The sequence below is a fragment of the Massilimicrobiota sp. An105 genome (genome assembly GCF_002161155.1).
GTDB classification, from domain to species: domain Bacteria; phylum Bacillota_I; class Bacilli_A; order Erysipelotrichales; family Coprobacillaceae; genus Allocoprobacillus; species Allocoprobacillus merdigallinarum.
In genome coordinates, this window is sequence record NZ_NFLY01000030.1 from 1 (window position 1) to 12,283 (window position 12,283).

The 12,283-nt window shown below is 28.7% G+C and carries 12 protein-coding genes and 1 riboswitch; of the genes, 2 read left to right on the plus strand and 10 right to left on the minus strand.

Annotation, left to right across the window (positions count from 1 at the left end; genetic code table 11):
- Positions 1 to 139 precede the first annotated feature (139 nt).
- From lysA to B5E48_RS08920, 4 genes are read right to left on the minus strand one after another with little or no spacing between them, the layout of a single operon-like run.
- A complete protein-coding gene (lysA, locus tag B5E48_RS08905) occupies positions 140 to 1,450 on the minus strand; it encodes a diaminopimelate decarboxylase (RefSeq protein WP_087304808.1) in 1,311 nt (436 codons plus the stop codon).
- Positions 1,451 to 1,462: 12 nt separating this feature from the next.
- Positions 1,463 to 2,206: a 4-hydroxy-tetrahydrodipicolinate reductase gene (gene dapB / locus B5E48_RS08910; protein ID WP_087304809.1), complete on the minus strand. Its 744-nt coding sequence runs from the start codon at positions 2,204 to 2,206 to the stop codon at positions 1,463 to 1,465.
- 1 nt (position 2,207) lies between these two features.
- Positions 2,208 to 3,104 (minus strand): 4-hydroxy-tetrahydrodipicolinate synthase, encoded by an 897-nt coding sequence (dapA, locus tag B5E48_RS08915; protein ID WP_087304810.1) that lies wholly within the window; start codon positions 3,102 to 3,104, stop codon positions 2,208 to 2,210.
- A gap of 10 nt (positions 3,105 to 3,114) precedes the next feature.
- Complete coding sequence (locus tag B5E48_RS08920; protein ID WP_241146955.1) at positions 3,115 to 3,573, minus strand: ACT domain-containing protein; 459 nt, start codon at positions 3,571 to 3,573, stop codon at positions 3,115 to 3,117.
- 56 nt (positions 3,574 to 3,629) lie between these two features.
- A riboswitch (Lysine riboswitch) is annotated at positions 3,630 to 3,799 on the minus strand.
- Between the two features lie 85 nt (positions 3,800 to 3,884).
- Between B5E48_RS08920 and B5E48_RS08925 the strand changes: the two genes are divergently transcribed.
- Entirely contained in the window at positions 3,885 to 4,952 is a 1,068-nt protein-coding gene (locus B5E48_RS08925) for a metallophosphoesterase (RefSeq protein WP_087304812.1), read from the plus strand.
- Between the two features lie 70 nt (positions 4,953 to 5,022).
- Entirely contained in the window at positions 5,023 to 5,694 is a 672-nt protein-coding gene (locus tag B5E48_RS08930; RefSeq protein ID WP_087304831.1) for a BglG family transcription antiterminator, read from the plus strand.
- Between the two features lie 54 nt (positions 5,695 to 5,748).
- Here the strand turns inward: B5E48_RS08930 and B5E48_RS08935 are convergent, their stop codons facing one another.
- From B5E48_RS08935 to B5E48_RS08965, 6 genes are all read right to left on the minus strand, one after another.
- On the minus strand, positions 5,749 to 7,089 hold the full coding sequence (locus B5E48_RS08935) for an MATE family efflux transporter (protein WP_087304813.1): 1,341 nt from the start codon (positions 7,087 to 7,089) through the stop codon (positions 5,749 to 5,751).
- Positions 7,090 to 7,447: 358 nt separating this feature from the next.
- Positions 7,448 to 8,782, minus strand: coding sequence for a tRNA uridine-5-carboxymethylaminomethyl(34) synthesis GTPase MnmE (mnmE, locus tag B5E48_RS08945; protein ID WP_087304814.1), 1,335 nt, complete (start codon positions 8,780 to 8,782; stop codon positions 7,448 to 7,450).
- Positions 8,783 to 8,872: 90 nt separating this feature from the next.
- Positions 8,873 to 9,649 carry an ABC transporter ATP-binding protein gene (locus B5E48_RS08950; RefSeq protein WP_087304815.1) on the minus strand — a complete coding sequence of 259 codons (777 nt, stop codon included), beginning with the start codon at positions 9,647 to 9,649 and terminating at the stop codon, positions 8,873 to 8,875.
- Positions 9,646 to 10,902 carry an FtsX-like permease family protein gene (locus B5E48_RS08955; RefSeq protein ID WP_087304816.1) on the minus strand — a complete coding sequence of 419 codons (1,257 nt, stop codon included), beginning with the start codon at positions 10,900 to 10,902 and terminating at the stop codon, positions 9,646 to 9,648. The genes B5E48_RS08950 and B5E48_RS08955 overlap by 4 nt, the downstream gene beginning before the upstream one ends.
- Before the next feature lie 14 nt (positions 10,903 to 10,916).
- Positions 10,917 to 11,552 (minus strand): hypothetical protein, encoded by a 636-nt coding sequence (locus tag B5E48_RS08960; protein ID WP_087304817.1) that lies wholly within the window; start codon positions 11,550 to 11,552, stop codon positions 10,917 to 10,919.
- A gap of 1 nt (position 11,553) precedes the next feature.
- Positions 11,554 to 12,150: a hypothetical protein gene (locus B5E48_RS08965; protein ID WP_087935825.1), complete on the minus strand. Its 597-nt coding sequence runs from the start codon at positions 12,148 to 12,150 to the stop codon at positions 11,554 to 11,556.
- Between the last annotated feature and the right edge of the window lie 133 nt (positions 12,151 to 12,283).

The window sequence follows — 12,283 nt, forward strand, 5'->3', positions numbered from 1 at the left end:
ATCATTGAAAATTCTATCAATATAGCCAAAATATTCTTTTATATTTTAAAATTAAAAAGTCGATAGATGTCTTAATAGATTTCTATCGGCTTATAGCTTCTTAAATTGACGACATTGGAAAGAATAATGTTTCTTCCTCTTATTGATAGTCTTCCTGTACATCAAAAGTAATTAAATCATCAAAAGTCTGTCTTCTAATCACTAATTTACTTTTGCCCTGATATGTAAAAACAACAGCTGGCTTTGGTAACTGATTATAGTTAGAAGACATGGAATAATGATAGGCCCCTGTTGAAAATTGAGCAAAGATATCACCAGGTTCAGGATATGGTAACATAATGTCTTTAACAACAATATCAGCAGATTCACAAACCTTTCCAGCAACAGTCACTTTTGTATCACGACGTTCATAAGCTTTATTAACGATAATACCATCATATTGTGCATCATATAAAGCTGTTCTAATATTATCCGTCATTCCACCATCAACACTCATATAAGTACGAACATCTGGAATGTCTTTGACTGCTCCTACTGTATATAATGTAATTCCAGCATTACCAACAACATAACGTCCTGGTTCTACAAGTACCATTGGCATTTCCCAACCACGTTTATCATAACCATCTTTAATAATATTCATGATTTCAGAAGTGATTGTTTCAAATTCTAGTGGTTCATCTTTTTTAGTATAGGCAATTCCATATCCACCACCAGCATTTATCTTTTTCACCATAATACCTAATTGATCATATATTTCATAGGCAAAACGTACAAAACGATGCATAGCACTGATATAAGCATATAAATCAAAAACCTGTGAACCAATATGGCAATGTATACCTTCAAATTCAATATGTGTAGAATCGACAATTTGTTGGATAGCTTTTAAATAAATGCCATTTCTAGCACTGAAACCAAACTTTGTATCTTTATGCCCAGTTTGAATATATCCATGTCCACCAGCTTTAATTTCTGGCACAACTCTTACAGTTGCATAAATGGTTTTATCGTATTGAGTTGCTATTTTTTCAATTAATTCTATCTCATAAAAATTATCAATCACAAAATGATCAACATCATGAGCTATCGCATAATCTATTTCAGATGGAAGTTTATTATTTCCATGGAAATAAATTTTATGAGGATCAAAACCAGCTTTTAAGGCAATAGAAATCTCTCCTGCACTCACACAGTCAATACCAATACCATATTCACTGGCAATTTTATATATCTCTAAACAACTAAATGACTTTGAAGCAAATAATGGCAAAACATTATCATACTTATCTAAAAACTTTGTTTTTAATTCTTCAAATTGATGTCTTATATGTCCTTCACTCATAACATAAAGTGGCGTTCCATATTTTTTAACTAAATCCATTGCATTGACATCATCAATATATAAACTACGATCCCTAATTTGAGCAAACTGTGTCTGTAAAACCATTGTTCTTCCCCTTTAATATAAATTCTTTAAACTAAATAAACCATTTTCTTTATCAGCAATCTTCAAACATGCTGAAATAGCCCCTTGTACAAAAACTTCTTTTGATAAAGCTGTATGTTTGACTTCAATAATTTCATCATGTCCCGCAAATAAAACACTATGTTCACCAAAAATTGTTCCAGCACGCACAGATTGAATACCAACTTCATTTCTTTCACGTTTATGATGAACAGTAGAACGATCATAAACTTCTTTTGTCTCTTCAATATCTTCATGAATCACATCATATAAAAGTTTAGCTGTTCCACTTGGTGCATCAATTTTTTGATTATGATGTTTTTCAATAATTTCAATATCATATCCATTTTCATAAAATTCTTTCGCTACTTCTTTGACAATCTTTGTTAACATAGAAACACCAAAAGATGTGTTATATGATTGAAAAATAGGAATTTGTGAAGATGCTTCTTCAATATGTAAAATTTGTTGTTCACTATATCCTGTAGTTGCTAGAACAAGTGCACAATGATTTCTAACACCAAATTTTAAAATATCATTTAAATTATCTGGATGCGAAAAATCAATAATAGCATCTATTTTTTCATGAACTTCATTTAAAGATGCATACATTTTTTCATCAATTTTCGCATCAAAGACAGGAGAAACAACACCAACTAAATTCATTTGGGCGTTATCTCTCACTGCTTGCGTTACTTTTTTACCCATTAAACCAAAACCATAAACCAATACATTCATATTAATAGCCCTTCTTTTCAAATCTTTCCATAGCATCAAATAATAATTGTTTATTTTTTTCTGTTGTTGGGATTAATGGTCTTCTGACCATTTCACCACATACACCCATTTTTTTCAGTGCAGCCTTAGGCATAATTGGATTGACATCAATAAATAAATATTTGCTGACATCATTGAAATCATATGCCATTTGTCTAGCTAAATCCATATCACCATGTAGCACAGCTTGAGCAAATTTTTCTGTTTCTCTTGGATAAAGATTAGATAAAACAGAAATGACCCCTTTTCCTCCCGCAGCAATAAACGGTAAAATATTATCATCACAACCACTATACATATCAAAATCTAAGTCTTTTGTGTGTGTTAAAACATCCATAGCATAAGCAATATTATCAGTTGCATCTTTCATAGCCTTAATATTTCTATGTTTAGCAAGTTCTACAACTGTATCTACTGCAATATTCATTCCTGTACGACCTGGTACATTATATATAATCATTGGAATATCAACACGATCTGCAATATAAGTATAATGATCAATTAAACCTCTTTGACTTGTCTTATTATAATAAGGTGTTACAACTAAAATAGCATCTGCGCCAACTTCTTTTGCAAACTTTGCTTTTTTCAAAGCTGTTTCTGTATCATTTGAACCAGCTCCCGCAATCACTTTCACACCTGTTCCTTTTGTCATTTCCATGACAATCTTTGTTAATTCAAATTCTTCATCAATATGAATTGTTGGTGTTTCTCCAGTTGTTCCATTCACTAAAAGAGCTTGTACTCCACCATCAATCATTCTTTGCACTTGTCTTTTAAAGCCATCATAATCAATACTTCCATCATCTAACATTGGTAATACAAGCGCAACTGCACTTCCTTCAAAAATTGGTTCCATAATTTTCCTCCTATTTATATTCATTTTGAATTTCTGACAAAGCTAAATCAACATATTCCAATGGAATCACACATGAAATAGATACTTCTGATGTTGTGACTTGAAGTAAAGGAATTTGATGTTTCCCTAATAATGTAAATAACATTGCAGCAACACCTACTTCATCTTTCATTTCATGACTTTCCAGTTTAATTTTCGCAACTTGTCTATTTTGATAAATTTGCATACGTGGATGTTTTGATCTTATCAAGGATAAAGCACGATCTAAATTTTTCTGATCATCTTGACTACATGTAAAATCAATACGCATTTCATCTTCTAACATCACTTCAGAAATCATATCTATATTGACATTCATTGAAGAAATGGTTTGAAAAATATCTCCAACAAATAATGAATTCTTTTCTACATTCATTAATTTAACTTGAATAATATGATGATCTGATTCAATCAATTTCAATATTTCCACCTTCTTTAAAATAAAAAATTGCAATGGTACCATTGCAATAATAAATATTATTTTATTAAGGCAATAGCACACCACTTCATTACAAAGTGACAGTGATATAGATATTCTCTATACCCCCAGGCAATAATCACATGCAAATAATTATCCCTTCGGCAATCGTTCCTCCTTCTTTTTAGTTGCATCTATTGATAAAAGAACTCTTAACTCTTGCACCTCTATCTTTTTTTAATACTATCATATGACTTCATTGAAAGCAACCTTTATTTTTTGTTCAATTATGTTATACTTGTAAAAAAAGAAAAGAGGTTTTTATGATGATTATATTTTATACACTCCTATCCCTATTTCTTATTATAACACCTTTTCTATATTTTCTTCGTATATTTGAACATATGAAAAAAAGTTGGCGTTATACTTTATCTATTTTAACACTTATAGCCATCATAACACTTCTTATAGAAGTCATTTTTCAACCAACATCCTCTTTATGGTTTGTTTGGAACAATATAATAAATTTTTATATCCTATGTTCTTTTTGTTTTTTTATATGGATTGGTTTATATCATTTATGGTGTCATATCATTCATCATAAACATCATTCTTTTTTTATAATATGTCTTTTACTTGTATCTATTTCTATAACTGGTTTAGGATATAGCTCTCATTTTCATAAAGAGATCACAGATTACCATGTCACTATTCCTAAAAATACGACTCTTTCATCATTAAAAATAGCCTTTATAAGTGATATTCATATTGGTAGTGGAACAAGCCCTCAACAAATCAAAAATCTTGTTGATACATTAAATCAAAATCAATATGACCTCATTTGTTTGGGTGGTGATATATTTGATGAAAATTCTCCTCAAGACTATATCGAACAAACATTAAAAATATTATCTGCTGCTCATTGCAAATATGGTATTTATGCAGTTGATGGTAACCATGAAAAATACATATCTCTATCTAGTCAAAAACTTTATCAAAAATACAAAATCACTTATTTAAATGAAAAATTTGTATGTATTGATGGACTGTTTAATATAATAGGACGAGAAGATGTAAGTTTACATTCTTCAACTTCCATAGATACAATTTGTGAAAATATGGATAGTTCACTACCAACCATTGTTTTAGATCACAACCCTGGTCGATATAAAGAAAATCAAAAATATGCTGATATTCAGCTTTCTGGTCATACACATGCTGGACAGATTTTTCCTGGAAATGTCATTACCAATTTGCTTTATGATAATGATTATGGTTTATTGGTACAAGATCATCATTCATTAATTGTTTCCAGTGGTTATGGTTCATGGGGATTTCCTATAAGATTTATGACAAATTGTGAATATGTTGAAGTATATGTTTCATTTTAAGAAAAAATTTTTTTATGGTAGACTTTTGAATTCAAATAATATATCATATGAAAAGCGAGGTACAGGTATTATGGTTATAGAATTAGACAGTCAATTTGAAAATAGAAAAGAAATCATTGAAAATATTGTAAGAAAGGTTATTCAAGATCACAATATTGAAATATCTGATGTTTCTTTTGATAACTTAATTATTCATCTTTCTTTATGTATTTCTAGAGAAATCAATGGAACTTATATTCCAACAAGCGAAAGCCAGATTAATCATTTAAAAAGTCATGAATATTATGGTGTTTCTAAACAAATTATTGATCAATTAGATCAACAATTTCATGTTGAAATTGATGAAAATCAAATTCAATATGTCACTATGTATTTAGCAAATATTAATCTGTTAGATATTGATTTTAATTGTGAGTTTGATTTATGTGATGATGAAACTGAAGATATTATTAATGAAACAATCAACCGTATTGAAGCCGATCTTCAATTAGATTTAAGAAAAAACAAAGAATTCTATACAGGTATGACACTTCACTTCTATCCTGCTTTAGATCGCTTACAAAACAATCATCAACTCACTAACAACCCATTAAAAGATAAAATTCAAGCTCAATTCCAGTTAGAATATAAGTGTGCAGAAATTTTCAATGATATTGTCAATGAACATTATCATAAAAGATTTAATGAACATGAATTAGCTTATATTGCGTTACATTTTGGAACAGCTTTAAAGAAACAGTAATGAAAGTCGAAAGGCTTTCTTTTTTTTGCAAAAAAATCAGCTTTATAAGCTGATTTATACAAAAGCATGTTTTCTTACTTTTAAGTAACAGATCATTTGAGCACTTAATGTCAAAATCCATGAAATTGGATAAGAAATATAAAGAACAAAGAGAGAATGATTCATTTGGAAGACTGTAAATATCCAAATAACACGGAATAAACAGGCTCCTGTTAAAGAGATAAGCATTGGCATGACTGAGTATCCCATCCCTCTTAAACTTCCTACAATGACATCCATAATACCACATAAAAAATAAGATGCACTGACAATACTTAAACGAATAAGCCCAGCAGAAATAACTTGTGGATCAGTTGAATAAATAGTTAATAAAACATTTCCTAACAAGTATGCTCCAAAACCTAAAACAAATCCAATAATACTAACAACAACTAAACATCTCACAAGAATTTGATTCACTCTTGAATAATTCTTTGCTCCCATATTTTGACTTGTAAAACTTAAGGATGTCTGATAAATAGAATTCATAGCCGTATAGACAAATCCTTCAATATTACTTGCTGAAGTATTTCCAGCAACAATAATAGATCCAAATGAATTCACTGATGATTGAATTAAAACATTTGAAATATTAAATACCATTCCTTGTAATCCTGCAGGTAATCCAATTTGCAACATTTTTATTAATTTATCTTTATGAAAACGTAATTGATCTTTAGATAATTTTAAAACACCATCAGCATGAATTAAACATCTTAACACTAATACTGCTGATATACATTCAGACATCATTGTTGAAATGGCGACTCCTGCAACACCTAAATGAAAAACAATAACAAAAATCAAATTGAAAATAACATTAATAATTCCTGCAAAAGTTAAATAATAAAGTGGTCTTTTGGTATCTCCAACAGTTCGTAATAAGGCTGCCCCAAAATTATAAACCATAAAACCAGGCATACCAATAAAATAGATACGCATATATATTGTTGATAAATCAATCACATTTTGAGGTGTTCCCATTAATTCCAAAAGTGGTCTTGCAAATATATTACCTACAAAAATCATAATAATTCCACCATAAATAGCAGTACAAATAGCCGTATGTACTGTTTCTGATGCATTTTTATCATCGTGAGCCCCACAAAATCTTCCAAATAAAACATTGGCTCCAACCGATATTCCTATGAACAGATTCACTAATAAATTGATTAATGAACTTGTTGATCCTACGGCTGCTAATGCATCACTGCCAGTAAATCTCCCCACAACAATAATATCAGCTGCATTAAATAATAATTGTAATATTCCTGATAGCATCAATGGCACAGAAAATATAATAATTTGTTTTAATAATGGACCATGACACATATCAATTTCATAACTTTTATTCATGATTTTCCTCCCCATTTCTTCGCTTGCATATTATAACACTCTTTCATTAGAAAATATGCTCTTTTCTTTTTTTGAAATGATATGATTGAATATTCAAGTCATTTCAAGAAAAAAAGATGAATCAACTCATCCTTTTCATTTATTTTTAAATATCAGATATAGAATATAGAGAATAACACATTCCAAAAGACATGCTAAGGTAACAAGTATTGCAAAGTAACTAATCAGCGATAAAGTCTGATTTCCTCTATTAAATGCTGTTACAACTAAGAAAACAATAACACTTATTAACCCTATTCTTCTTAAATATTTAAAAAATTTATAATATCTTTCTGCTAAAAACTGATACTTTTTCACATTATTTACCTATACAAAAGCGTTTAAATAACTCATCCAGTAAGTCCTCTTTTGCTCTTTCTCCTAAAATCTCTTTTAAACTTTCCCAACTTTCATATAAATCTGTAACAATTAAATCAGTTGGCACATATTCTTGCATTGCTTGAATAGCATTTTTTAATGATTGATTTGCTTTTTCTAATAATTGAATTTGTCTTGCATTTGCAAGAATGTCATCTTGTGATGAAGTAATTTGTCCTAATTCAAACATAGCTTTAATCTTTTGAATTAATGGTTCAATATCATGATTCTTAGCACTAATTGCAATACCATCAATATCTTTAATTTCTCCCTGATCCTTTTTATTAATGACAATAATTCTTTGTGTATCCTTTGATAACTCTAATAATTCATAATCTTCTTGAGTTAATGGTTGAGAACCATCTAATACCAATAATACTAAATCTGCTTTATGAACCAGTTCTTTTGATTTATGAACACCAATATTTTCAACAACATCATCAGTATCTCTGATACCAGCTGTATCAATCATATTTAAAACAATATGATCTAATCGAATCGTTCCTTCAACAATATCTCTTGTTGTTCCAGCAATATCTGTAACAATGGCTTTATCTTCATCTAATAAAGCATTTAACAAGCTTGATTTTCCAACATTAGGTTTTCCTATAATCACTGTTGAAATACCATCTTTTAATAAATGAACATTTTGAGATGAATCAATAATATGATTCATTTTTTCTTGTAATTGTATACTTTTAGGAAGTAAAGATTCAGCTGTTAATTCTTCAACATCTTCATATTCAGGATAATCAATATTGACTTCTATCTGTGTAATAATCTGAATAAGATCTTCTTTTAAATCTTCAATAAAATGACTGATATTGCCTTGAATTCCTCTTAATGCTAATTGAGAAGCATAATCATTTTTAGCACTAATTAAATCACTAATAGCTTCTGCTTGTGATAAATCAATACGTCCATTTAAGAAAGCACGTTTTGAAAACTCTCCATGTTCTGCCATACGTGCACCCATCTTTAAACAAAGATTCAAAACCTTTTGAGTAATAAAGATACCACCATGACAGTTAATCTCTACCATTTCTTCTCCCGTAAAAGTTCTATGTCCACGATATATATTAACCAAAACTTCATCAACTTTTTCATCTTGATCTTTAATAAATCCATATGTAATAGTATGACTTGCTTTATCCATGATTTTTCCAGTAAAAAACTGTTGAACAAAAGCAATACATCCTTTTCCACTTAAACGAATAATAGATATAGCTGCTTCTAATCTTGAAGTTGCTATAGCAACAATAATATCATCATTCATGAAATCATTTCCTTTCTTTTTCATATAGTATAACAATATCTTTTCAAAATATCTATGCAGATATAGAAAAAAGGAAACAAAAAGTTTCCTTCATCCATTTTGAAATAACATATATCTTTCTTGAGAATTCAATTTCACAATATGTTTAAAGTATTCATTTTGATTTTGAAAATCATCTCTATGCAACTGTTCTGTTATTTTTCCATCTTGTATATATAATAATCTTGATGCATAAGATGCAACCATAACATCATGAGTGACTAATACAATCGTTTTATGTTCTTTTTCATGAAATGCTTTTAAAATATTCATTAATTCAAAGGTATTTTGACTATCGAGATTTCCTGTAGGTTCATCAGCAATAATCATCTCTGGTTGCCCTATAAATGCTCTTGCTATGGCAACTCTTTGTTTTTGTCCTCCTGAACATTCTCCCGGATATTTTTTTAATATATCTTCAACTCCTATTTTATAAGAAATTTTTTGTACTCTTTCTTTAATCTTGTTGGTAGGGACATTATTCATTGATAAGGGAAAAGCAATGTTTTCTTCAATTGTTAAATAATCTAAGAGTTGATAATCTTGAAATATAAAACCAATTTTTTGATTTCTAAACTGACAAATTTCATAATCAGTGAAATGAGATAAGGGTTGACCATATAAATAAACCTGACCATCTGTAGGTTGATCCATCGTTGACAGACATTGAATTAAAGTTGTTTTTCCTGAACCCGATGGCCCCATAATAGCAATAAATTCTCCATCTTTCACTTCTAAAGAAACATGATCCAATGATTTCACTGGATAATCTGTCATCTGGTCATATATTTTTGTTAGACTTTGAGCCACTATAATAACATCATTCATAACAAATCCTCCTTTAAATATTGTTTTGTTGAATAATAACAAATCAGCATTGATATCAATACATTACATATAAAATAACCCATAATCACTGCAATAATAGTGAATGACATATGACTCAAGATATAGAATTTTATAAAAATAACAATAATATATAAACCTGGTAATAAACTCACCATCATATAGAAAAGTAACCATTCTTTTTTTAATAAAGTCAGTTGATGTATTTTTGTCATTCCTATTTTATGAATAAGTTGTAGTGATTTTTTCTTTTGATGATTCATCATTAAATTCTTATATGTCATACAAAACATAATCATTGGTAACATAATGATATAAGCTATAATCATTCTATACATCTCAATACTGTTATCAAGATTAAAACAAACCAAAGTGACCATAATAATACTTACAATCATAAATATTTGTATAAATAAAACTGTATATTTTAGTTTTAAAAAGATTTCACCATAGACAATCAGTTGATCAACTTGATTCAACCATTTTGTGCTTTTTTTCTTTTCAATAAATTCAGGTATAACATATCTTATGATTCCATATGTTCCTATAGCTCCTATAACTGAAAAGATAATATATGCTGTTGTTTGATGTTCATTAAAAATAGTTAATAATAAACCACAAAGATAAATAATGATATAAATTCGGCTTGATAGAGTTATAAATGTTGCTTTTCGATATTTATTTTGTTTTGTTCCATTCAACATCTTGATTATATTTCCACGATACACATAGCCAATATTTAAAATCAAAGAAATCACATATAAACAAGACATCATTAATATTGTTTGAAAGAGTGTATCTTTTAAAATATAAACATCAGCATTGATATTTATAAGAACATATAAATAATTTATCATAGAAGGTGTTATCAAAATACCAAGTAGAATGCCTACAAGACTTCCGATGAAATAAAGACATGTATTTTGATAAAAAAGATAGAAAATAAATCTTTTATTTGTCATCCCACATATTTTCATTAAAGAAATCTCTTGATTCTTATTTTCTAAAACATAGATATTCGTATAAATAATCAGACATCCAGTAAACATCACAACAAATAGTGTTGTAGCTGAACCCATCATCATCTTACTATAATAACTGACATCTAATGCAAAATAAGGATCATATAGTAATGCTAAGAAAATATAACAGATTACAGCCATAATCATAATAGTTATACTAAATAATAAAGATATTTTCTTTTGCCTCAATAAATTTTTTATCGCAAATTTCATTGTTTACATCCCCTTTATGATTTTAACTGAGAAATATTACATTTTGCATCAGTATAAACATTTTTAGCATGTTCTTCATCAATCATTTCTAACATACCATAAGCATCATTATAAACTTCTAAATTTTCTTTTTCTTTGACAAAGAACAAATAATCTTTTTGTTGTTGTGCTCTAAAATAAGCTTCTGGTACAACCTCAACATATGCTGTACTTCTAATTTGATCTGGTAGCTGTTCTAAACTGCCTTTATCTAACAAAGTTTCTTTTGGATAGTTAGCATAAGTTGAAGCCGATACACTTCCACCATCTCGCCATATAGTCACTTGTTGATCTAATTGACCTTTGATCATCTTCTTAATTGTAATTTTCATACTTTGTTTAATTTTTCCATTATCATAAATTTGAGATTTGTCATATTGATCCATTGTTCCAACAAAAACATAATCCACTTGATTCATCATATCTTGAGGATCAGTCATATCATATTTTTTATCTACTCTTTCTAATTGGGCACATAACTTATCCATATTATAATAAGTATGATAACCATTCACATCTGTAGTATTCGCATCATCAAAACTAGGAACATCTGCTTTTCCACATCCTACTAATACAAAACTCATTAAAATCATCAATATTTTTCTTTTCATTTTATTTATTCTCCTGTTTATTTTGTATATATTGATTTAAAATAGTATCAATTTTCTGGCCATCATCTTGAAGAATCATAGCATTAATCAGATTATATGTTTTCCCATCTTTTAATTGAAAATAATAATCATATGTGTTCATTTCTGTTGCAAGATTTGATCCGGGAATTTTCATAAATCTTGTAACTTTTTGGACTTGAACATGATCAATCTGATCATAATGAACATGATGAAGTTGTTCTTTTCCTTTAAGCACATCTCTTGCATATTTTATTCTTTCTTTAAAAGTTTTATTATCAACATAATGAATTCCAGAATCATCAAACTCTACAAATAACTGACTATGTGGCTGTATAGATAAAGTATTCATTTCACCTAATCCTAATCCATAAGCAATAACTTGAATGACTATAAATAAAATCATTGTTCCAACCAAAACAGATAAGCTTGTATTAACACCATAATACATCGCAACACCTAATAAACATGAAAGAATGACTTGAATAAAAATCTTTCTTTTTAATAATGACTTTGTTAATCTTCTTCCAATGCTCACTTTATTCGTTGTTTTTTGAAAACCTAAATGACTCTTTAACATATCATTTTCCTCATCACATTTGATTTTCTTTCCTTTTCTGCCTTCATTGAACACTATAGAGTCACTTTACAGTCAAGTCTTTTTTGGAAAAAAACTTGATTTTTATTCATTTTATTGCTTACAGCATATATCT